The sequence below is a fragment of the Paenisporosarcina sp. genome, from assembly GCF_057785155.1.
Genome location: NZ_JBYNRN010000021.1, coordinates 34,947 through 58,007, shown reverse-complemented (window position 1 = coordinate 58,007; position 23,061 = coordinate 34,947). Strand labels below are relative to the sequence as shown.

The window sequence follows — 23,061 nt, the reverse complement described above, 5'->3', positions numbered from 1 at the left end:
TCGTTTTGTTTACAGGTCAAATTTACTATGATAGGATAACAAAGCGTCATAGACGATATTAAAGGAGACGGTATATTATGAAAAAATTACTTTTATTACTTGCTGCAACTTCAATGATTCTTGCTGCATGTGGATCTAATGAGGACGAAGCTACAACAACTACAAATGCTTCACCTAAAGAAGAAAAAACAGATACGACAATTGATTTCATGAAATTTTACTTATCAATTTCACAAACAATCAACCAAGCTGATGCTGATTTGAATACTTTTGAACTTGCTCAAGGAAAAGACGCTTTACCTGAAGGCGAAGAATTAACAGCTATGAAAGCAGCTGCAAAAACATCTGCTGACGAAACACTTGCAGCAGTTCAATCAATCGAAATTCCAGCAACACTTTCTGAACAAGAAAAAGAAATTGCTAGCGCATTATCGAAAATGCAAGAATCTTATACAATGAAATCAGAAGCATTAGCTTCTGAAGGAGAAGTTGTATTAGATGAAGCAAACGCAAAATTTGAAGAAGCAGATGCTGAACTAAATGTACTTTTAGAAGAAGCTGAATTAGCACCTTCAAGTATTTTAAAAGAAGTATCACTTTAAGAAAAAAAGTTGTCCGAGCAATCGGGCAGCTTTTTTTTGTTTTTATAAAATAAAAATGTTTAGTAACGTTTTGCTTGGGTATACATACTAATGTGAAAGAAAACAACTACAAAAAAAGTTGAAAATTTGAAAGGAATGATTTACTATCCAATCACTAGACTTCACGTTTACCGAGAGAATGGATCAAGCTTTTAGAAGCACTCACGGAATTGGTTATGTTGATTATCAAAATAATGCTGAATTACGTATGCGTGTCGAAATGAATCGTGATCGTGACTATGAATTAGGTCAACAAGTAGTGGCTCGATTAGAAAGACAAGTACACCGTGATTTATAAATCATAATGTTAAAGCCAGTGGACTCTGTTCACTGGCTTTTTTTGTACAAATCCAAAATAGTTAGCTGTTTATGAATGTCGAAAAAACGAGAAAAAGAATTGAAATCTGTTCTCAATTAGAAATGATTGAATGAAAATGACGTTAAAATTAAAAATGAGTTTATAAAACGTGCTAATTCTAGTGAAATTCTTACTTTTAAACCTTATACTTAGTATTTTTAATAGGGTTTAAAAGATTTGCATGGGCTCTAAATTTCAGTTAAGATTAGAATGATAATAAATTAAGAATGGTTTTTTCATTCATTTATAACACTTGGAGGTAGTAAAATGTCGACTTTAGTTATTCAAGATCTTCATGTAGCCATTGATGGCAAGGAGATTCTTAAAGGGGTAAATCTAACAATTAATACAAATGAAATACATGCAATTATGGGACCTAATGGAACTGGTAAATCAACATTAGCTTCTGCAATCATGGGTCATCCTAAATATGAAGTAACATCTGGTTCAGTTCTTTTAGACGGGGAAGATGTGTTAGAAATGGAAGTTGACGAGCGTGCACAAGCTGGTTTGTTTTTAGCTATGCAATACCCAAGCGAAATTACTGGGGTAACGAATGCCGATTTCCTACGTTCAGCAATTAATGCTCGTCGTGAAGAAGGCGATGAAATTTCTATCATGAAATTCATCCGTGATCTTGATAAAAAAATGGAGTTCCTTGAAATGGATCAAGACATGGCACAGCGTTATTTAAACGAAGGATTCTCAGGTGGAGAAAAGAAACGTAACGAAATTCTTCAAATGATGATGATTCAACCAAAATTTGCTGTTTTAGATGAAATCGATTCTGGATTAGATATAGATGCATTGAAAGTTGTTTCAAATGGTATTAACGAAATGCGTGAAGAAGGTTTTGGATGTTTAATCATTACTCATTACCAACGTCTTCTTAACTACATCACTCCTGATCATGTTCATGTCATGATGCAAGGTAAAGTAGTTAAATCTGGTGGACCAGAGCTAGCTCATAAATTAGAAGCTCAAGGTTATGACTGGATTAAGGATGAACTTGGAATTGAAGACGAAACTGTAGGTCAAGAAGCGTAAGGAAGGGAGACGAACAGCATGACGGTTGAAACGAAATTGGCATTAACCGAGCAAGATGTACGCTCCTATTCTGTTGCAAAACAAGAACCAAATTGGTTTGCGGAATACCGTATTCGTGCTCTAGGCGCGGCTGAGAATTTGCCGATGCCTACGCCAGATAAAACAAAAATAGACAAATGGAATTTTACTGACTTCCCAGTTCACTCGGTTGAGAGTGCAACCTTTTCTTCATTAGCTGAATTGTCAGAAGAAGTGAAATCCATTGTTACTGAAGGTCAACAAAGTGTTTACATTCAACGCAATAATACACCTGCATTTATCCAAGTTTCGGATGAATTAAAATCAAAAGGTGTTATTTTTACTGATATTCAAACAGCTATTCGTGATCATGAAGATCTTGTTAAAAAATACTTCATGACAAATGGTGTAAAAGTTGATGAGCATAAGCTTACAAGTTTAAATGCAGCACTTTTAAATGGTGGTGTATTTGTATATGTTCCAAAAAATGTTGTTTTAGAAGAGCCACTTCAAGCTGTTTTCATGCTTGATGATGCGCAAACTTCTTTATTCAACCATACAATTGTTGTTGCTGATACGAATAGCTCGGTAACTTATGTAGAAAACTATCTATCAACGGTAGAAAATGCAACTGGAATCGTGAACATTATTTCAGAAGTATTTGCTGAAGATAATGCTTCTGTCACATATGGTGCAGTTGATGTATTAGATAAAGGGATTACAACTTATGTGAACCGGCGCGGTGTTGCAAATCGTAATTCTCGTATTGAATGGGCATTAGGATTAATGAATGACGGAGATACGATTTCAGAAAACGTTACTCATTTAGTTGGTGATGCTTCATATGGTGATACGAAAACGGTTGTAGTTGGACGCGGCAAGCAAAAACAAAACTTTACAACGAAAGTTATTCATTGGGGTAAACATTCAGAAGGTTATATCCTAAAGCATGGAGTTATGAAGGATGAAGCTTCTTCTATCTTTAATGGGATTGGAAAGATTGAGCATGGTGCAACAAAAGCTAATGCTGAGCAAGAATCACGTGTCTTAATGTTAAATGAAAAAGCACGCGGAGATGCCAATCCAATATTATTAATTGATGAAGATGATGTAACTGCAGGTCATGCTGCTTCTGTTGGTAGAGTGGATCCATTACAACTTTATTACTTAATGAGTCGTGGTATTTCAAAACAAAATGCAGAGCGTTTAGTAATTCATGGTTTCCTTGCACCGGTTGTAAGTATTTTGCCTATCGAAGGCGTTAAAAAGCAGCTGACGGAGGTTATTGAAAGGAAAGTGCGATAATGATCAGTAAAGACATTCGAAGCTATTTTCCGATATTAAATCAAGAAGTAAATGGACATCCTTTAGTCTATTTAGATAGTGCGGCAACTTCACAAAAACCAATTCAAGTGATTGAAGCTTTGAGGAAGTACTATGAATTAGACAATTCAAATGTACATCGCGGTGTGCATACGCTTGGAAACCGTGCGACGGAAAGTTATGAAGGAGCACGTGAAAAGGTGCGAAAATTCATTTCTGCAAAGTCTACGGAAGAAATAATTTTCATGCGTGGTACAACGACAGCTATTAATACAGTCGCTCAAAGTTATGGTGGAGCAAATGTTGAAGAAGGTGACGAAATTGTCATCACGTATATGGAACACCATTCAAATATTATCCCATGGCAACAGTTAGCGAAGGCTAAAGGTGCAATTCTTAAGTATGTGGACCTTGAAGAGGATGGGACCTTATCACTTGAAAAAGTGACAGAAACCGTTACTGAAAAGACCAAAATTGTATCCATTATGTACGTATCTAATGTTTTAGGGACAATGAATCCTATCAAAGAAATCGCACAAATTGCTCATGAGCATGGTGCTATTATGGTAGTGGATGGTGCTCAAGCTGCACCTCATATAAAAATTGATGTTCAAGATTTGGATTGTGACTTCTTTGCATTTTCAGGACATAAAATGTGTGGTCCTACTGGGATTGGCGTTTTATATGGCAAAAAGGCTTTATTAGAAGTAATGGAGCCTGTTGAGTTTGGTGGAGAAATGATAGATTTTGTTGATCTATATGACTCCACATGGAAAGAACTTCCGTGGAAATTCGAAGGAGGAACACCAATAATTGCGGGTGCAGTTGGACTAGCAGCAGCTATTGATTTCCTTGAAGAGATTGGTTTAGATGAAATTGAAAAACACGAACATCATTTGGCAGCATATGCAATGGATAGAATGTCCACAATTGATGGTTTAACAATTTACGGACCAAAAGATCCTCAAAAAAGAGCAGGACTCGTTACATTTAACTTAAATGATGTTCATCCTCATGATGTAGCTACTGTATTAGATATGCGTGGAATTGCAGTTCGTGCTGGTCATCATTGCGCACAGCCTCTTATGAAGTGGTTGCAAGTAAGTGCTACAGCTCGTGCCAGTTTCTATGTGTACAATTCAGAAGAAGATATTGACGTACTTGTCAAAGGATTGAACACTGCAAAGGAGTATTTTAACGATGTCTTTTAATAATTTAGATCAGCTTTATCGAACAGTCATCATGGACCATTACAAGAATCCTCGTAATAAAGGAACACTTGAGGATGGAAGTGTGACAATTGATATGAATAACCCTACTTGTGGGGATCGTATACATTTAACACTACAAGTTGAAAACGGGCTTGTAGAAAATGCAAAGTTTGATGGTGAAGGATGTTCGATTTCTATGTCATCAGCTTCTATGATGACGCAGGCAGTCAAAGGAAAGAGCATTGATGAAGCATTAAAACTTTCAACTATATTTTCGGATATGATGTTAGGGAAAGAATACGACGATTCGATTGATTTAGGCGATATCGAAGCTTTATCCGGAGTAGCTAAATTTCCAGCACGTATCAAATGTGCAACTTTAGCATGGAAAGCGATGGAAAAAGGCGTATCGAACGACTAAACGCAATCATAAACAGAACGGAGGAAAAGACGATGGCAAAAAAAATGCCTGAAATCGGCGATTATAAATACGGTTTCCACGATAAGGATGTATCTGTATTCCGTTCAAAACGTGGTCTTACAAAAGAAATCGTCCAAACGATTTCAAACATGAAAGAAGAGCCACAATGGATGTTGGATTATCGTTTAAAATCTTTAGAGATTTTCTACTCTAAACCAATGCCACAATGGGGTGGCGACATGTCATCTTTGAATTTCGATGAAATTACGTACTACGTAAAACCATCTGAAATGACACAAACTTCTTGGGATGAAGTTCCTGAAGAAATCAAACGTACTTTTGATAAACTTGGAATTCCTGAAGCAGAACAAAAATATTTAGCTGGTGTATCTGCTCAATATGAATCTGAAGTTGTTTATCACAATATGAAAAAAGAATTAGAAGATATGGGGATTATCTTTAAAGATACAGGCTCAGCTCTTCTAGAAAATGAAGAATTGTTTAAAAAGCATTGGGCTACTGTAATTCCTAATACTGACAACAAATTCGCTGCACTAAACTCAGCAGTTTGGTCAGGTGGATCATTTATTTATGTACCACCGGGTATTAAAGTGGATACGCCATTACAAGCGTATTTCCGTATTAACTCAGAAAACATGGGTCAATTCGAACGTACGTTGATCATTGTTGACGAAGGCGCGTCAGTTCACTATGTAGAAGGTTGTACGGCACCTGTTTATACAACAAACTCACTTCACAGTGCGGTAGTTGAAATTATCATTAAAAAAGATGCATATTGCCGTTACACAACGATTCAAAACTGGGCAAATAACGTTTATAACCTAGTAACGAAACGTGCAGTATGTGAAGAAAATGCAACAATGGAATGGATTGATGGAAACATTGGTTCTAAGTTAACAATGAAATATCCAGCGGTCATCTTAAAAGGTGAAGGTTCTCGTGGGATGACATTGTCTATTGCGCTTGCAGGTAAAGGGCAACATCAAGATGCTGGAGCAAAAATGATTCACTTAGCACCAAATACATCTTCAACGATTATTTCTAAATCAATCTCTAAACAAGGTGGTAAGGTTACTTACCGTGGGATTGTTCGTTTTGGACCTAAAGCTTCAGGTGCACGTTCAAATATCGAATGTGATACGTTGATTATGGATAATCAATCGACTTCTGATACGATTCCTTATAACGAAATTTTAAATGACAATGTGTCGTTAGAGCATGAAGCAAAAGTTTCTAAAGTTTCTGAAGAGCAATTGTTCTACTTAATGAGCAGAGGAATCTCTGAAGAAGAAGCGACAGAAATGATTGTTATGGGCTTCATCGAACCATTCACAAAAGAATTACCGATGGAATATGCGGTAGAAATGAACCGACTAATTAAATTCGAAATGGAAGGCTCAATCGGCTAACCTTCGAATATCCTTAACCTCGCCTTTGGGCGGGGTTTTCTTATTATTCAATGGAAGATCAGTGAATTAATTGAAGAGAAAGTTGACTTGATATATACATTCTCTCTTAGAAAGTAGCTGATTTTCATCTTAGCGGACACTTTCCGGAGGAGGCCAACAGGAAGTTGGTTTCAAAGACGTTGCCACAGGACGTGGCGTTTTTAGTCTTTGTTCTACAATTAGCCGCTTCCTTCGCAATGTTCAGCCCAGGGTCTAAAGGCTCGTGCTAATCACCTCGGAGTCGCCGCTACCATTTCAATCAGCTTAAAGTTTTAAGTAAGAAATTATATGAAATCAAACTTCATCTTCGAGTTATTTTCAAAAACACTTAAAAAAGTAGTAAAGAATCAATATCTCCCACCCACCTTTTAAATTTAGATAAATATATTTACTGAAAAGTTTCAACAACTATTATTTGAGATTTTGTTCGTGTAGCGGAAGGTGGCGACTCCGGCGGGAATAGCGGGTCCAGGTGAGACCCCGCAGTGAGCAAAGCGAATGAGGAGGCTCACGGACCGCCCGCGGAAAGCGACCACCTGTAGCGGAACAAGATAATGATTTTATCATTTAGCAATTGACTCAAATCCATCATTATTTGAGAGAAATATTAAAAGCTGTGTTTTCAAGTTTGTTAAATGAATGTGATATGATAAATGACAAATGGAGTGTGAGTGGAAATGATCCATATCGGGTTAACAGGATGGGGAGACCATCCCGATGTTTATCGACCAGAAACCAAATCTCATGAAAAGCTAATGGATTATAGTGCACACTTTCCAGTAGTGGAACTTGATGCTGCCTTCTATGCCGTTCAACCAGAACGCAATATGAGAAAATGGATTAATGAAACTCCACAAGATTTTAAATTTATTGTTAAAGCTTATCAAGGCATTACAGGTCATTTAAGAGGGGAATCTCCATTTCAATCAACAGAAGAAATGATGACCCGTTATAAGGATTCCTTAACACCTTTAATCGAAGCAGAAAAATTGAGCATGATTCTTGTACAATTCCCACCATGGTTTGAATGTATTAAAGGCAATGTGGACTACATAAAAATGCTCAAAGAGTCATTTTTGGACATGCCTGTCGCCATTGAATTTAGACATCAATCTTGGTATGAGCCGCAATATAGGCAGAAAACCATTGAGTTTTTAACTGAATATGAATTTATTCATTCAGTTTGTGATGAACCACAATCTGGTCAAGGAAGTATTCCGTTAGTGCCTGTAGCCAGTCGTAAGGATCATACTTTATTTCGTCTTCATGGTCGCAATGTGCATGGTTGGCGAAATCCAGGAGATGCACAAAAATGGCGAGAAATCAGGTACTTGTATGATTACAATGAAGCGGAATTAGATGAAATTGTTCAAGTCATTCATCACTTATCTAAACAATCTAAAAAAGTCACGGTTCTATTCAATAATAATTCCGGTGGACATGCTGCTAATAATGCCAAACAAGTCATGAAAAAGTTACATATTCAATATGAAGGTTTAAACCCTAAGCAATTAGACATATTTGGAGGAGAGTCAGAATGGAATATATAATTTTAGCAATCATCGGTTTGCTCTCTGGGGTAGTCGGTGCATTAGTCGGATTAGGTGGAGGCGTTATTTTAGTCCCTGCCACACTTTTTTTTGGAGGGTCATTAGGTTTAATTCCTGGTATTACACCACAAAATGTAGTGGGACTGTCCGTAATTATGATGATTTTCACTGGTCTTGCCTCTACTTTGTCCTACATGAAGTCAAAGACCGTCGATTATCAGAGTGGAACCATTTTCTTTATAGGTAGTGTTCCAGGTACAATTCTTGGTGCTATTGTGAATAAAGGATTGGACTTGCCATCCTTCAATTTATATTTTGGCATACTATTAATTCTATTAGCTACATTACTACTCGTACGAAAATATTTAAAACCTATACATATATTTGTTGATAACAGCAAGAAAAAAACATTTATCGATCCACAAGGTAACTCTTTTGTATATGGCTATCCTATATGGTTTGCACTTCTACTTACCTTCGGAGTTGGATTTGCTTCAGGCTTATTCGGGATTGGCGGAGGTTCAATTCTTGTTCCGGCAATGATCTTGTTATTCTTATTTCCGCCTCATGTGGCGGTGGGTACATCGATGTTTATGGTCTTTCTATCAGCACTTGTCAATTCTGTTAGCCATATCTCATTAGGGAATGTTCCTTGGTTATATACAATACCGGTTATTCCAGCAGCCTATATTGGTGCTAAGATTGGTGCTTACTTAAATCAAAAAATTAAATCGGAAACATTAGTGTTCGCACTTCGAATTATTTTATTATTACTAGGAATTCGTTCAATTGTTGCTGGATTACTCGGGTAAGGAGATTAATGAATGCTAGAAACCATCCATTTTTATCATACGAATGATTTGCATAGTCATTTTCAACATTGGCCGAGAATTGACGATTTGTTGACTTCACGGAAAAAATGGCATCAAGAGGAAGGTGACTCTAGCTTTGCATTTGATATCGGTGATCATATTGACCGGTCGCATATTTTCACTGAAGGTACGCTTGGAAAAGGAAATACACAGCTTTTAAATCATGCACAATATGATGTTGTTACCATTGGCAACAACGAAGGGATTACTTTGCCTCACGATGACCTTGATACCCTATATGAGGATGCTCATTTTGATGTTGTGGTGGGTAATTTATTTGATGAAAATGGCAATCGACCAAATTGGGTGAAACCTTACGTTGTAAAGCAAACATCGAAGGGGACTAAAATCGGAATCATCGCTGTAACAGCGGAATTTTCATCTTTCTACGAGCGTTTAGGCTGGAAAGTAACATCTGCTTTTGAAGCTATACAAAAGTCTCTAGAACAATTAACTCAAGATGTAGACATCCTTATTTGTTTATCTCATTTAGGTATACATGAAGATGAAAAAATGGCTGCTCAATTCCCTGAAATAGATGTTATATTTGGAGCTCATACACATCATGTATTGCACGATGGGAAAATAGTGGATAACGTGTTACTAGCGGCAGCAGGTAAATTCGGTCAATTTGTTGGTCAAGTTACAGTCGATTTTGATTTAATTACAAATGAAATTCGAAAGAAAAAGGCCATTCTTTACGATGCGAATGAATTGCCAACAGTTCAACATGAACTTCAAAAAGTGACTGAACTCGAACGAATCGGAAAAGAAAAGATGAAAACCTTTGAATTTCATCAAAAGGAAACGTTAGAAAAACAATGGTTCCAAGATTCAGCTTTGTCGGCTTATTTTGGAGAGGCAATGGTGAGTTATTGTGATGCAGATTGTGCCCTTTTCAATGCGGGAATATTTCTCGATGATTTAAAAAGTGGAGATGTCTCCTCTTTACACGTGCATCAAATATTACCTCATCCGATCAATCCGTGTGTAATCGAACTTACGTATTTAGAGTTACTCGATGTATATCATCAGTCATTAAACCAAGAATGGCCAAATCTAGAGATTAAGGGTCTTGGATTTAGAGGTTCAATAATGGGAAAAATGATTGCTTATAACATGAAAATTGTAGACAATGAATTGTACATTAAGAACGAACTTGTAAATCCAAACAAGTTAATCAGATTGGCAACTTTAGATATGTTTACATTCGGTTACTTTTTTCCGAGTTTAAAAGAAGCTAAAAAAGCCTACTTTATGCCAGATTTTCTGAGAGACGTTTTTATTTGGTATGGAAAAAAACAAAAATAATTCTGGGATTTACACGAAGTGGAGAGAACCATGAGATTAATATCAATCAAGACATTAAAAGAAGGAATGATTATAGGGCGGACGATTTGGAATGAAGCTGGGCATCCTTTATTGCAAGAAAATGTGGAGGTTACCGGTCGAATCATCGAACGGTTAATTGATTTAAATGTTCAATATGTATATATTCAAGATGAAATATCAAGAGACATAGAATCTCTTGATACTGTACCGATTGAAGTAAGGAAACGAGCAGTTACAGAAATAACCCAAACGTTCAAAGCTATTCAAGGCGCAAAAAAAGGACAAGCTTCCTTTTTTATCGATCAACAATCAAAAGCTCTTTACTCGATTATCGATGATCTATTAAATAACATTTTATCGAATGAAGATGTTTTAACTATCATCGGCGATGTTTTCATGTATGATAACTATATTTATCAACATTCATTTCAAGTCAGCACTTATGCTATAGCTATTGCGAAAGAAATGAACTATTCAGTTGAAGAAATTCGACAAATCGCTTTAGGAGCACTATTGCATGACGTTGGAAAAATGTTGGTTCCGCAAGACATTCTATTAAAGCCAGGACGACTTTCAGAAGAAGAGTTCAGTGAAATTCGAAAGCACACAACAGCAGGTTTTGATGTGTTAAGGAATGTTCACTCCATCTCATTATTGATAGCGCATTGTGCTTTTCAACATCATGAGAGATTGGATGGAAGTGGTTATCCTAGAGGGTTGATCGATTTTGAAATTCATCCATATGCCAAAATTATTGCTGTTGCAGATGTATTTGATGCGGTTACCTCGAACCGTGTCTATAAAATGAAAATGATCCCGTCACAAGCAATTGCTATTTTAGAAGCTGGGAAGGGCACATTGTACGATGCAAAAGTAGTTCAAGCCTTTAGTCAAATTATTGCGCATTACCCGAATGGGACAACTGTTGTTCTGTCAAATGATAGTCGTGGCATTATTTCTAAACAAAACAAGCATATGCCTACACGTCCATGGGTTAGAATTTTTGAAGAAGATGGTGAGTTGTTAAATGCGACCTATGAACTTGACTTATTACATAATAATGAGCTAGTTATCGACAAAGTGGAACTCGATTTTAATTAAAATGAAGACATAAAATCCTCCTATTCCTCGTACCATAGAGAAGGAGGATTTTTGTTTGAAACTACCAAAAGTAACGAATAAATCAAGCAAGAAAAGACAAAATCTGTTACCAATCATTCTGTTGTGTATTATTTTGTCCGTGGCTGCATTGTTTTATGTCGTGAACGTACGTTTAACCCCAACCTACCTACAGTATGCAGAAGTGCAATCAACGAAAATAGCCTCATTAGTAATTAGTAAAGCAATTAACACGCGTATCTCAAATGTTTTAGACGTAAACGATATTATTGAACATGTACCATCTGATCAATCTAATATGGTGACCACTAAATTTAATACTGAAATTATTAATCGTGTGTTAGCGGATACGACCAATTTAGTACAAACGCATTTAGAACAGGCTGAGGAAGGGAATTTAGACCATCTTCCATACCTAGATGATATTGAATATGATACTGAGGCTATGGAAGATCAAGGCGGAATCGTCTTTTTTGTTCCTATTGGGCAAGCGACAAATATTCCTTTACTCGGTAATTTAGGACCCAAAATACCGATTAGATTTCATGTGATTGGAAATGTAAAGTCGAACGTGGATCCAATCATTAGAGAATTTGGTATTAATAATGCGTATGTAGAAGTTAGTATTTTAATTAAAGTTAATGTTCAAGTGATCGTTCCTTTAGCAACCAAGACAACTGTAGTGGAACAGCGTATTCCCGTCGCTATGGGGTTAATTCAAGGTCAAGTACCACAAATTTTCAATCGAGGGGATGGTGTTCAACCTTCCATCGAAGTTCCAGTAAAACTTCCCGATGAGTAATCTCTTGCAAAAAAACGAATATATTGATAGGATAATAAATGAAAATTATATCGATGGGTAGAGGCCGCATGGCTTATGAGTAACATACGCGAGGATGACAACGTAGACCGTATGCAAAAGGAAGTTATGCCGAAGTATTATGATAATGTCCATTATCATATGCTGGGGTTATTCTGAACAAGAATAACACTGTCATTTATAAGCATATTGCTTTAAATGGTGAGCTACAGATCGTGGGTAGTGTACATTAATTAATCTATTCGCAACTTGTAGAGGCTGACTTCCTGACATTCTTATGAATGTATATGGAGTCAGCTTTTTTTGTATGGTTACTCGTTCTCTGTGTCCACCCCCATAAGGAGGAGGAAGCAACATTATGTCAGGCACAATTTTTTCTATTTTACCCCCAATACTTGCAATTGTAATGGTTCTCATTACTAGAAGAGTATTACTTTCACTTGGAGCGGGTGTCGTGTTAGGAGCTTTATTAATTCATTCATTTGCTCCTGTAGATTCACTTGCAACTTTGTGGAAATCATTCCAGATTACTTTTTGGGATGGCGGCTTAAATACGTATAATGTATTTATACTTCTTTTCTTATTTTTATTAGGAATCATCACTGCATTTGTTAGTCTTTCTGGAGGAAGCCGAGCATTTGCAGAATGGGCAGTCAAACATATTAAAACGCGTCGTGGAGCCAAATTATTAACTGCGTTTTTAGGTATTATTATTTTCATCGACGACTATTTTAATGCGTTGGCTGTTGGACAAATTGCACGTCCTATAACTGATCATCACCGAGTTTCTCGCGCGAAGTTAGCGTACTTCATTGACTCAACTTCTGCACCTGTTTGTGTCGTTTCACCGGTTTCAAGTTGGGGAGCCTATTTAATTGGCTTAATTGGAACAATTTTAGCAACACAATCTGTCATTACGTATTCACCTTTATCGGCATTCGTACTAATGGCTCCAATGAATTTTTATGTCATTGCTGCTCTTGCGATGGTGTTTTTCGTTGCTATAACAGATTTTGATTTACTTGAGATGAAAAAGCATGAAAAACGTGCAAGAGAAACAGGGGAATTATTTGATCCATTAAAAGATATCCCTGGTCAATTAAAAGAAGAATTTCCTGTGCACCATTATGGAAAGGTTAGAGATTTAGTTTTGCCTATCGTTACATTAGTGATCGCTACTATTTCTGCGATGGTCTGGACAGGTTATGTAAATGCAGGTGAAGCTAATATTTGGGCAATTTTTGAGAATACCGATGTACCAAAATCCCTTCTAATTGGCGGAACCGCTGGAGCGATTGTTTCAATTCTTTTATACGTTATGCAAATGAATCGAAATGAAAAAGCGAATAGCGGTTTAATTGGAAAAGGGATCATAAGTGGTCTTCAGTCGATGTTACCGGCAGTTCTAATCCTAATTTTTGCTTGGGCTTTAACTTTCATCATTGGTGAATTAGCAACTGGTGAGTACTTGGCTAAAATCGTTACAGATTCACAGTTGCCTATTAGTTTACTTCCAGTATTACTATTTGTATTAGCTGGTGGTATGGCCTTTGCCACAGGAACTTCATGGGGGTCTTTTGGTATACTCCTACCGATTGCTGGAACCATTATGATTAATGCAGAGCCAACAATGTTACTACCAGCACTAGCTGCAGTTTTAGCAGGATCTGTTTTTGGAGATCATTGTTCACCGATCTCTGATACGACGATTTTGTCATCAACTGGAGCGGGAAGTAATCATATTGATCACGTAACAACTCAATTACCTTATGCACTTATATCAGCTGGTGTAGCGGCAGTTGGTTATCTGGTATTAGGGTTAACTGAATCTTTATGGTTATCATTAGGGGTTGTTATTGCTATTCTAGCAATACTATTTATTGGTTTTAATATGACGATGAATAAAGAAGAAACAAAAATAATTGAATAGAAATTTCTCGAAAAGCAAGGGTGCTTACCCTTGCTTTTACTTTTTATATGTGTACATTTTTTTGAAAATTCACTTTGACAAGTTGATTCCCTATAGTATACTGTTTTTAGATTAGTAAATAATCTGAAAATAAACAAGCTTCCTAATATTGCAATAGTAATTTAGGGCGCGAAATAAAAGGGGGAAAAAACATGGAACAACGTTCTCAATGGGGAACTAGAGCTGGGTTTATATTAGCCGCAGTCGGTTCCGCGGTAGGGCTAGGAAACATTTGGCGCTTTCCGTATGTTGCTTATGAAAATGGTGGAGGAGCTTTCTTTATCCCGTACTTATTCGCTCTTTTAACTGCAGGTATTCCAATTCTTATCCTAGAATTCACCATGGGTCATAAGTATCGTGGTTCAGCTCCATTATCATTTTTCCGTTTAGGCGGTAAAAAAGCAGAATGGCTAGGCTGGTGGGCAATTTTCGTTTCCTTCGTTATATCAACCTATTATGCGGTCATTATCGCATGGGCTATGAAATATACAATCTACTCATTCGACCAAGCTTGGGGCGATGACACGGCAGGATTCTTATTCGGTACAGTACTAGAATTAGGTGATGTACCTGGTCAAGCTGGCGGATTAGTTGCAGGTGTAGCGATTCCATTATTATTAGTTTGGGTAATCACATTAGGGATCTTATTCGCAGGTGTTAAAAAAGGGATCGAGCTTGCAAATAAAATTTTCATCCCAACTTTAGTTGTTATCTTCTTAATCGTTGTTATCCGCGCGGTAACATTAGATGGAGCATTACTTGGTTTAGATGCATTCTTTAAACCGAACTTTGAGCAGTTAAGTAATCCAAAAGTTTGGGTTGCTGCTTATGGACATATTTTCTTCAGCTTATCGATTGCGTTTGCTATTATGATTACGTATGCTAGTTATCTTCCAAAAAAATCAGATATTACGAATAACGCGTTTATTACCGGTTTTGCAAACTCTGCATTTGAATTGCTTGCAGGTATTGGGGTGTTCTCGGCTTTAGGCTTTATGGCAGCATCACAAGGAGTAGCAGTAAGCGATGTAGCTTCAGCTGGAGTGGGTCTCGCATTTGTAGTATTCCCACAAATCATAAGTGAATTCCCTGGAATGAACGGCTTGTTTGGCGTATTATTCTTCCTTTCACTTACATTAGCTGGTTTGACTTCTCTAATTTCTATTTGTGAGACTTATGTAGCTGGTTTCTCTGAGAAATTTGGAATTACGCGTAACAAAGCAGTAGCATTTGGTGTAGGTTTAGCTGCTGTAATTTCATTCTTATTTGCAACAAATGGCGGTCTTTACTTCCTAGATGTAGCGGATTACTTCATCAACCAATTCGGTATTGCTGCAATCGGTTTAATCGAAGTAGTTGCAATTGCTTGGTTCTTTAAAAAGCTTCCAGAACTCCAAGATCATGCAAATGCTGTTTCTGATATTCGTTTAGGTGCTTGGTGGCAGATCTGCTTGAAATTCATTACACCTTTAGTTTTAGGTTATATGATGTTTGGATTACTAAAACTAAACTTATTAAAACAACATACTAAAAATGGCGAGGTTATCGGCAACTATGAAGGATATTCAGATATCTTCATTCTAAACTTCGGTTGGTTGGTTGCTGCTGGCGTCATTATTTTAGGATTTATCTTCACAGCTATGAAATGGAACAAAAATACGGATGTTGATGCATATCAACATGCAGATGGCGAATAAGGGGGACTTCAAATGTCATTAAGTGCAATCGTTATGATGATTGTCGGCGTCGTCATCATTTGGGGCGGACTTGCAGCTAGCATTGTCTATGCAGTAGGAAAGTCAAAAGCAAATCGAGTTTAAATAAGTAAAGCGTCTCTAAAATTAGAGGCGCTTTTTCTTTTGCTTTCAACTACTGAGGTGGTTGTGAGAAAGGATGTTATATGGTACATTGTCAACAGTAACTGTATCGTAAAAGTCGATAAAGAATGGGGTCGATGAGCTTGACAACAAAAGAAACACATTTACGAAAACCTGCGTGGTTGAAAATTAAATTAAATACTAATGACAATTATCGTAGCTTGAAAAAGCTAATGAGAGAAAATAATTTAAATACAGTGTGTGAAGAGGCACGCTGTCCAAATATTCATGAATGTTGGGGTACAAGACGTACTGCTACTTTCATGATTTTAGGAGCCATTTGTACGCGAGCTTGCCGCTTTTGTGCTGTTAAAACGGGTCTACCAAACGAATTAGATCTTGCAGAACCAGAACGTGTAGCAGATTCAGTCGTTATTATGAATTTGAAGCATGTCGTGGTGACGGCAGTTGCACGTGATGACTTAAAAGATGGGGGATCAGCAGTTTTTGCTGAAACGGTCCGTGCTATTCGTCGTAAAAACCCATTTACAACGATTGAAGTATTACCATCAGACATGGGGGGCATTGAAGAGAATTTACAAGCCCTTATGGATGCAAAACCGGATATTTTAAATCACAATATCGAAACAGTACGTCGTTTAACGCCAAGAGTTCGTGCACGTGCAAAGTATGATCGTTCTTTAGAGTTTTTACGTCGTGCAAAAGAAATGCAACCTGAGATTCCTACAAAGTCATCTTTAATGGTGGGACTAGGTGAAACACGCGAAGAAATTATTGAAGTAATGGATGATTTACGTGCCAATAATGTAGATATCATGACAATCGGTCAATATTTACAGCCTTCAAAAAAACATCTCGCTGTTCAAAAATATTACTCGCCAATGGAATTCGGTGAACTACGCAAGATTGCCATGTCTAAAGGTTTCTCACACTGTGAAGCAGGACCACTCGTTCGAAGCAGTTATCATGCAGATGAGCAAGTAAATGCAGCAGCGAAAGAAAAACAACGTATTGGTGACGAGCTAATCGCTCTTTCAACAAACTGATGGAGTTGAGTATAATGATCACAATCGACCGATGGGAATACGAAGTACTACATGACTATCGAGAAGCGCTTCAAGAAGAAGCTATTCAAGATCGCTATAGTGAAATTTTGGATAAATATGATTATATTTTAGGCGATTGGGGATATGGTCAACTTCGCTTAAAAGGCTTTTTTGATGATAAAAATCAGAAGGCTACATATGATACAAAATTTAGTACGGTTCAAGATTATTTATATGAATACTGCAACTTTGGATGCGCCTATTTTATTATCAAAAAAGTAGGACCTGCAAAACCAAGTGAAGTTGTTCCAAAAATTGAAGAAGTCATCGTTGAAGATAACCACGATTTGGATGCTCAAACATCCTAATCGTGGTTTTTCTTTTGGGATTTCGTTTGTGGTGAGAAAAGTGGGAAATCTGACGTTCGTTCATGATATTATGGCGCATAGAAGCAGTGTAATCTGGAATTAATTGAACGCAAGCCATGAATCATTGGGTGTTAGCCGATAAAATCCGTAACGCTAACAATTGAACAAAATATTGAACTAATTCATTGATTAGATTTCCGTCTGTTTCAAAGAATTATGTTACTATAGGATGGAAAAGACAATATATTTGGAAACAACATAAAGTGAGGGATCTTCATGTATTTTATTGACCGAAATAATATAACCGCAACTTTGACTTATATGAATTCAATTGTAAATGTAATTGATAAAACATCTAAATTCCCACTCGGTGAAGTTGAGGAATTAGCATTAGCACGAATCGCCCAAAACATAATTGAGTCGATAATTGATGTTGGAAATTCAATGATTGATGGTTTTATCATGAGAGATCCTGGTAGTTACGACGATATTATTGATATTTTATTGGATGAAAAGGTAATTACTGCAGACATGGAATCATCATTAAAAGAAGTTTTAAGCCTTCGGAAAATGCTTGTCCGTGAGTTTATGAATGTGGATCATCAACTAGTAGCTCAAATCTTAATAAAAAATATAAATACATTAAATGAATTCCCCAAAAAAATTGATCTATATTTAACAAATGAACTTGGACCAGTTTCAGCATTCATCCCGGAGAATTCTTAATGAAGACATATAAGGCATATTGTATTGACCTGGATGGAACGCTGTATCGAGGGAACGAGCCTATACATGAAACTGTGCAGTTCGTCCATCAGCTACAAGATCAAGGAATAGAACCCTTTTATGTGACGAATAATGCATCCCAAACACCTGATCAAGTGTTGAGTAAATTGAGTGGATTTGGTGTACAAGCTAAACGGTCTCATATCATGACATCTGCTTTAGCTGCCGCGAAATATATACGAATGCACTATCCAGGAAAAACCGTTTCGATGATTGGAGAGAGAGGATTAAGAGAAGCCCTTCTTGAAAACGAGATGGAAATAGTTGAAGAAGCATCAGATGTTTTTGTAATGGGAATCGACCGAGGAATATCGTATGAAAAAATGGCTCAAGCATGCTTAGACGTACGTAGAGGTGCAGTTTTTATTTCCACGAATAGTGATCGTGCTTTTCCAAATGAACGCGGGCTTATGCCAGGGAATGGTGCGTGGACTGCAGTTGTACAAACATCGACAGGAATAAACCCGATATATATCGGGAAACCCGAGGGACATATGCTGAATTTAATTCAAATGGAGCACGGATTTACGAAAGAAGAAATGGTGATGATTGGTGACAATTACGACACTGATATTTTAGCGGGAATACAATTTGGAATTGATACCATTCATGTAAATACTGGTGTAACGACGACGGCACAAGCATTAGATAAGATTCATCAGCCAACCTATTGTATTGAGAATTTAATTTGCTTCAAATAAGTGTTTCTAGGTTTTTAAACAAGTAGTAGCTGAATTCACATATTCGTTTTGACGTGTAAATAAAAAACGAGAAGACCTTTTAAAAAGTCTTCTCGTTGGGTAATTAAAATAATGGGTTCTCATCTATATATTCATAAATCTTTTTTGTTAGTTCGTCTGGAGATTCAGCTTCCACTAAATCGCCGTTAACCACTGCAAAAAAAGATTCTGCACATTTCGTACAATAACTTAAACATCCATATTCCAACACGTCTAGGTTTGGATCACGTTCAAGCTCTTCAAATGTTTTTTGAGAACCATTAGCTAAATTACTTACACAAAATTCAACCATTGGATTCATCATTGTCACCTCGCTACATGGACATGCTACTCTTTTTTTTTTCATCCGTCAAACACTGTGCGTTATTGTGAAACTTATCACAATCATTTATACTAACTGTATTGAAAGCAGTGAGTAAAGGGAGTTTTTTAAATGAAAAATTTAGTCTTATTAGGAGGCGGCTACGGTAACATGCGTGTGTTACTCCGTTTGCTACCTAACAATTTACCAGATGACATTCAAATTACATTAATCGATCGCACACCATTTCACAGTTTAAAAACTGAATTTTATGCGTTAGCTGCAGGAACAGTTTCTGATCAAGAGGTTAGAGTTGCTTATCCAGAACACGAGCGATTGAAAACAGTATTCGGTGAAATCGTAGATATTAATCGAGAAGAAAAAATAATCGTCTTGGCTGACGATACTCAAGTACCTTATGATGATCTAGTTATTGGACTGGGTTGCGAAGATAAATATCATGGCGTTCCTGGCGCAGATGAATTTACGTATAGTATTCAAACCATTCGTAAATCACGAGAAACGTATAACGAACTTTGTGGTTTACCTTCTGGATCCGTTGTCGGTATCGTTGGAGCAGGTCTGAGTGGTATTGAACTTGCCAGCGAATTGCGAGAATCTCGACCAGATCTTGCGATAAAATTATTTGATAGAAGTCCACGTATTTTACGTGATTTCCCTGAACGATTAAGTAATTTTGTTAAGAAGTGGTTTGACACTCATAATGTAGATGTTGTTAGTAACTCAAATATTACTAAAGTAGAACCTAAGATTTTATATAATCATGAAGAAACAATCGAAGTTGACGCAGTTGTATGGACTGCTGGTATTCAACCTGTAGCGCCAGTACGTGATTTAGAAACTGAAACAGACTCAATTGGTCGTGTCGTGATCACTCAGTATCACAACCTTCCCAATGATGAAAGTGTTTATGTAGTTGGAGATTGTGCTGCTTTGCCATACGCACCAAGCGCTCAAGTTGCTGAAGAGCAGGCTGAACAAATTGTTCAAGTTTTGCAAGCTCGTTGGAAGGGCAAAGAATTGCCTGAAACAATGCCTGAAATTAAACTTAAAGGTTTCCTAGGCTCATTAGGAAAGAAACAAGGCTTTGCATACCTAGCAGACCGAACAGTGACAGGGCGAATCGCTCGTTTACTAAAATCAGGTGTGTTATGGATGTACAAGTGGCATAATGGTTAATGTATATTTTAAACATTGATATAGCAACTTGTATTGAAGTTATGAATGCGAGTATTGGTTGAAGTCCCTCAAAACTCGCACACAATGTCCTATATTTGTCTTAAAAGAGGTTGCCGAAGTAGATATTTATCTGCTCGGTAGCGTCTTTTTTTATTCTTTAATAAATATTTATATAAATGTTGGATGTGATCAGCTTCAAAAAGCATATGAAATTTCTTGGGACAATTATGTACGTACTAAATCGTTGCCATACAGGTTTAGATTAGAAATTGTGGGTAATAACTATTACAAACGGAGGGAGGTACAATAATGAAGGGAAAATATATAGCCCTGCCATTGGCGGCAGTGTTACTTTTAAGTGCCTGTGCAGAAGATAATGAAGCGAATGAATTGGAAACTGAGGACTCTTTGTTGGAAGACAGTGGGTCGAACGATATAGGTAGCTGATGCAGTAGTTGCATTAAACAATAGTAATTGTGTTAATAAGGAGGTGAGGTGAATTGTACACCACGTCTCCTTATTTTTATGAAATATGAATCATTCGTTTCAGTAAATTAATTTTAGGGGAAATAATGAATTCATATGCATTTACAATTGGTATAATGGATAAAATAAACCGAGAAGCTAATCATATACTTCTCGGATTTTTCATTTTTATTCGTTTGTAAATCCGTGTTTTTCTAATTCCAGAAATACCGGCTGCAACTGAATATATCCTTCTCCAACAACTTCACCCTCGATCATAACAAGTGGATAGAAAAACTCGTCTTCTAATATGCGATTCGCTATTGCTTGGTGACGTTCGTCTTCAATTGGTTTCTCAATATCGATATACGTGAATGAAACAGAATGATTAGGGTATTTTCGGCTTATAGCAGCTTGTAGCCATTCATGAGTATCTTTGGCTGTCGGTGCATTCACACAGCTCGCACAAATGATATCAGCACCGTAAATATCGATTGAAACAGATTTTTTGTCCATTCTGTTTAAGCTCCTTTGGATTAACTAATGGATTTTTTCTTCTCTTCACATTATAATGATTATAAGGAAAGGAGTCGAAAGATATGACTGATACAATGATGACAGAACAAGTTCAAGAAGTACTAGATAAATTACGCCCATTCTTACTCCGAGATGGAGGAGATTGTGAGCTTGTTGATATTGAGGAAGGCATTGTGAAACTTCGTCTTCTAGGTGCATGCGGAAGCTGCCCAAGTTCTACAATTACATTAAAAGCAGGTATTGAACGTGCATTATTGGAAGAAGTTCCAGGTGTCGTTGAAGTAGAACAAGTATTTTAAAACAAAAGTGTCACTAGACTATTTAAAGAAAGGAGCCTACTTGGCTCCTTTTTCTTTTTCTTCACGCATCATTTGCCATTGTTCTTTGGCCATTTCGATTAATTTTGGCTCTACAGTAGAACTTTGCTTTTCAATCGCTTTTGAGAAAAAGCGAGTCGCTTGTTCTCGATCGCCCAAACGACGTGATAATTCAGCAATCATATAAATAATTCGTAGTTCAGACATTTGAGTTCCTGCATAATCTTCGCTGGAATAGGAATCACTATATAGATTCCGTGCAATTGATATGAAACGTAATTCTTGTTCTTGGTTTTTATTGATTCTGTAAAGCCAAGCCGTTCTTAAAGCTAGTCCAGCAATTGCTACTGCCTTTTCTTTTTTTACAGTACCACTTAAATAAGCTAATTTATAAGCTGAAATCGCTTGATCAATGGTTCTTTCGTCGCCAAAAGAATGTGGTGTCCAATTTGCAGAAATTTTTTCTTGAATTTCTTCTTTGACACCAGGTGCGAAATATTTTGTGAAATCCTCAGTAAATGAAAATCCACAATGTTCACAAACAAACACATTATAAAACAACGGATTCGCTTCATTATTTAAATAAACAGGTTGAAAATCACTTTCCTGTTTTTCAACTTTCACAAATTTAGAACGTAATTTAGTTGTTTTAAATTTCTTTTTACAATGCAAACACTCTATTTCTTTTTGGTAGTGTGGAGTGAGTTCCATGCATATTCCTCATTTCTAAAACCTAATATCTTTATTATACCGAAAAAAGGTTAGAATTGTTTGAAATGAAGAAGTTGTTGTTCTTGAATGAAGTGCCCCATACTTGATATGATAAGAATAAGAAGGAAGGTGGTACGTATGACACAATTAGTAGAATTATCAGAGTCAGCTGCTTACCAAGTGAAAGAAATGATGAAACATAACCAAGAAGAAGGCGCTTTTTTACGTGTTTCAGTAAATGGTGGCGGATGCAGCGGTTTGTCATATGGAATGGCTTTTGACAAAATGAAGCAAGATGACGATACAATTTTAGAACAACACGGCTTAGAAATTCTTGTCTCACAAGAAGATGCTCCAATATTAAATGGAACGGTTATTGATTATAAACAATCATTAATGGGCGGTGGTTTTACCATTGAGAACCCAAATGCCATTGCTTCGTGTGGATGTGGATCTTCATTTAAAACCGCTACTAAAGAGGGAACACCTGAAAATTGCTAGGACTATAAAATCTTTGTCTTTTTCTGAAAAATTCAAACCTTTTACACTTGACAACATTCTATTGAAAACCATACTCAAAAGGACTATCATAGAGATAGTAC

The 23,061-nt window shown here is 36.8% G+C and carries 26 protein-coding genes and 1 riboswitch; of the genes, 23 read left to right on the top strand and 3 right to left on the bottom strand.

Annotated elements, in window-relative coordinates; genetic code table 11:
* The first annotated feature begins 77 nt into the window (after positions 1 to 77).
* The 19 genes from AC3EA5_RS07965 (at position 78) to AC3EA5_RS07875 (ending at position 18,889) form a co-directional block, all read left to right on the top strand.
* Positions 78 to 602, top strand: a complete 525-nt coding sequence (locus tag AC3EA5_RS07965) for a hypothetical protein (RefSeq protein ID WP_488607838.1) — start codon at positions 78 to 80, stop codon at positions 600 to 602.
* 178 nt (positions 603 to 780) lie between these two features.
* Positions 781 to 939 (top strand): YuzK family famiily protein, encoded by a 159-nt coding sequence (locus AC3EA5_RS07960; protein ID WP_488607837.1) that lies wholly within the window; start codon positions 781 to 783, stop codon positions 937 to 939.
* Between the two features lie 327 nt (positions 940 to 1,266).
* Positions 1,267 to 2,046, top strand: coding sequence for a Fe-S cluster assembly ATPase SufC (gene sufC / locus AC3EA5_RS07955; RefSeq protein WP_488607836.1), 780 nt, complete (start codon positions 1,267 to 1,269; stop codon positions 2,044 to 2,046).
* A gap of 18 nt (positions 2,047 to 2,064) precedes the next feature.
* A complete protein-coding gene (sufD, locus tag AC3EA5_RS07950) occupies positions 2,065 to 3,369 on the top strand; it encodes a Fe-S cluster assembly protein SufD (protein ID WP_488607835.1) in 1,305 nt (434 codons plus the stop codon).
* Positions 3,369 to 4,598 carry a cysteine desulfurase gene (locus AC3EA5_RS07945; protein WP_488607834.1) on the top strand — a complete coding sequence of 410 codons (1,230 nt, stop codon included), beginning with the start codon at positions 3,369 to 3,371 and terminating at the stop codon, positions 4,596 to 4,598. Before sufD ends, AC3EA5_RS07945 begins: the two co-directional genes overlap by 1 nt.
* Positions 4,588 to 5,019 carry a Fe-S cluster assembly sulfur transfer protein SufU gene (gene sufU / locus AC3EA5_RS07940; protein WP_488607833.1) on the top strand — a complete coding sequence of 144 codons (432 nt, stop codon included), beginning with the start codon at positions 4,588 to 4,590 and terminating at the stop codon, positions 5,017 to 5,019. The genes AC3EA5_RS07945 and sufU overlap by 11 nt, the downstream gene beginning before the upstream one ends.
* Before the next feature lie 32 nt (positions 5,020 to 5,051).
* Positions 5,052 to 6,449, top strand: coding sequence for a Fe-S cluster assembly protein SufB (gene sufB, locus AC3EA5_RS07935; protein WP_488607832.1), 1,398 nt, complete (start codon positions 5,052 to 5,054; stop codon positions 6,447 to 6,449).
* Positions 6,450 to 7,165: 716 nt separating this feature from the next.
* Entirely contained in the window at positions 7,166 to 8,038 is an 873-nt protein-coding gene (locus tag AC3EA5_RS07930; RefSeq protein ID WP_488607831.1) for a DUF72 domain-containing protein, read from the top strand.
* The gene (locus AC3EA5_RS07925; protein WP_488607830.1) at positions 8,026 to 8,850 is read left to right on the top strand and encodes a sulfite exporter TauE/SafE family protein; all 825 of its coding nucleotides are present in this window, start codon (positions 8,026 to 8,028) and stop codon (positions 8,848 to 8,850) included. Before AC3EA5_RS07930 ends, AC3EA5_RS07925 begins: the two co-directional genes overlap by 13 nt.
* 12 nt (positions 8,851 to 8,862) lie before the next feature.
* Positions 8,863 to 10,221 (top strand): bifunctional metallophosphatase/5'-nucleotidase, encoded by a 1,359-nt coding sequence (locus AC3EA5_RS07920; protein ID WP_488607829.1) that lies wholly within the window; start codon positions 8,863 to 8,865, stop codon positions 10,219 to 10,221.
* Positions 10,222 to 10,251: 30 nt separating this feature from the next.
* Complete coding sequence (locus AC3EA5_RS07915) at positions 10,252 to 11,343, top strand: HD-GYP domain-containing protein (protein ID WP_488607828.1); 1,092 nt, start codon at positions 10,252 to 10,254, stop codon at positions 11,341 to 11,343.
* A 55-nt stretch (positions 11,344 to 11,398) separates the two neighbouring features.
* Positions 11,399 to 12,163, top strand: coding sequence for a sporulation protein YunB (gene yunB / locus AC3EA5_RS07910; RefSeq protein ID WP_394190470.1), 765 nt, complete (start codon positions 11,399 to 11,401; stop codon positions 12,161 to 12,163).
* Positions 12,164 to 12,213: 50 nt separating this feature from the next.
* A riboswitch (Lysine riboswitch) is annotated at positions 12,214 to 12,398 on the top strand.
* Between the two features lie 141 nt (positions 12,399 to 12,539).
* Positions 12,540 to 14,111: a Na+/H+ antiporter NhaC family protein gene (locus AC3EA5_RS07905; protein WP_488607827.1), complete on the top strand. Its 1,572-nt coding sequence runs from the start codon at positions 12,540 to 12,542 to the stop codon at positions 14,109 to 14,111.
* Between the two features lie 191 nt (positions 14,112 to 14,302).
* Positions 14,303 to 15,847 (top strand): sodium-dependent transporter, encoded by a 1,545-nt coding sequence (locus tag AC3EA5_RS07900; RefSeq protein WP_488607826.1) that lies wholly within the window; start codon positions 14,303 to 14,305, stop codon positions 15,845 to 15,847.
* 12 nt (positions 15,848 to 15,859) lie between these two features.
* On the top strand, positions 15,860 to 15,970 hold the full coding sequence (locus AC3EA5_RS07895; RefSeq protein WP_394190476.1) for a methionine/alanine import family NSS transporter small subunit: 111 nt from the start codon (positions 15,860 to 15,862) through the stop codon (positions 15,968 to 15,970).
* Positions 15,971 to 16,110: 140 nt separating this feature from the next.
* Positions 16,111 to 17,034, top strand: coding sequence for a lipoyl synthase (lipA, locus tag AC3EA5_RS07890; RefSeq protein WP_488607825.1), 924 nt, complete (start codon positions 16,111 to 16,113; stop codon positions 17,032 to 17,034).
* A gap of 14 nt (positions 17,035 to 17,048) precedes the next feature.
* Positions 17,049 to 17,402: a YutD family protein gene (locus tag AC3EA5_RS07885; RefSeq protein WP_488607824.1), complete on the top strand. Its 354-nt coding sequence runs from the start codon at positions 17,049 to 17,051 to the stop codon at positions 17,400 to 17,402.
* Positions 17,403 to 17,678: 276 nt separating this feature from the next.
* Complete coding sequence (locus AC3EA5_RS07880; protein WP_488607823.1) at positions 17,679 to 18,128, top strand: DUF86 domain-containing protein; 450 nt, start codon at positions 17,679 to 17,681, stop codon at positions 18,126 to 18,128.
* Positions 18,128 to 18,889, top strand: a complete 762-nt coding sequence (locus tag AC3EA5_RS07875) for a TIGR01457 family HAD-type hydrolase (protein WP_488607822.1) — start codon at positions 18,128 to 18,130, stop codon at positions 18,887 to 18,889. The genes AC3EA5_RS07880 and AC3EA5_RS07875 overlap by 1 nt, the downstream gene beginning before the upstream one ends.
* Before the next feature lie 103 nt (positions 18,890 to 18,992).
* On the opposite strand, the gene AC3EA5_RS07870 is transcribed toward AC3EA5_RS07875, so the two are convergent.
* Positions 18,993 to 19,229, bottom strand: a complete 237-nt coding sequence (locus tag AC3EA5_RS07870; RefSeq protein ID WP_394190488.1) for a YuzB family protein — start codon at positions 19,227 to 19,229, stop codon at positions 18,993 to 18,995.
* Between the two features lie 132 nt (positions 19,230 to 19,361).
* On the opposite strand from AC3EA5_RS07870, the gene AC3EA5_RS07865 reads away from it, so the two are divergent.
* Together AC3EA5_RS07865 and AC3EA5_RS07860 are read left to right on the top strand one after the other, a co-directional pair.
* Entirely contained in the window at positions 19,362 to 20,429 is a 1,068-nt protein-coding gene (locus AC3EA5_RS07865) for an NAD(P)/FAD-dependent oxidoreductase (RefSeq protein ID WP_488607821.1), read from the top strand.
* A gap of 309 nt (positions 20,430 to 20,738) precedes the next feature.
* Positions 20,739 to 20,876 (top strand): hypothetical protein, encoded by a 138-nt coding sequence (locus AC3EA5_RS07860; protein WP_488607820.1) that lies wholly within the window; start codon positions 20,739 to 20,741, stop codon positions 20,874 to 20,876.
* A gap of 207 nt (positions 20,877 to 21,083) precedes the next feature.
* Here AC3EA5_RS07860 and AC3EA5_RS07855 read toward each other — a convergent pair whose 3' ends face one another.
* The gene (locus tag AC3EA5_RS07855; protein ID WP_488607819.1) at positions 21,084 to 21,410 is read right to left on the bottom strand and encodes a YuzD family protein; all 327 of its coding nucleotides are present in this window, start codon (positions 21,408 to 21,410) and stop codon (positions 21,084 to 21,086) included.
* Positions 21,411 to 21,493: 83 nt separating this feature from the next.
* On the opposite strand from AC3EA5_RS07855, the gene AC3EA5_RS07850 reads away from it, so the two are divergent.
* Positions 21,494 to 21,730, top strand: a complete 237-nt coding sequence (locus AC3EA5_RS07850; protein ID WP_394190496.1) for a NifU family protein — start codon at positions 21,494 to 21,496, stop codon at positions 21,728 to 21,730.
* Positions 21,731 to 21,766: 36 nt separating this feature from the next.
* Here the strand turns inward: AC3EA5_RS07850 and AC3EA5_RS07845 are convergent, their stop codons facing one another.
* The gene (locus AC3EA5_RS07845) at positions 21,767 to 22,459 is read right to left on the bottom strand and encodes a DUF2225 domain-containing protein (RefSeq protein ID WP_488607818.1); all 693 of its coding nucleotides are present in this window, start codon (positions 22,457 to 22,459) and stop codon (positions 21,767 to 21,769) included.
* A 138-nt stretch (positions 22,460 to 22,597) separates the two neighbouring features.
* Between AC3EA5_RS07845 and AC3EA5_RS07840 the strand changes: the two genes are divergently transcribed.
* Positions 22,598 to 22,960: a HesB/IscA family protein gene (locus AC3EA5_RS07840; RefSeq protein ID WP_488607817.1), complete on the top strand. Its 363-nt coding sequence runs from the start codon at positions 22,598 to 22,600 to the stop codon at positions 22,958 to 22,960.
* The last annotated feature ends 101 nt before the right edge of the window (positions 22,961 to 23,061 follow it).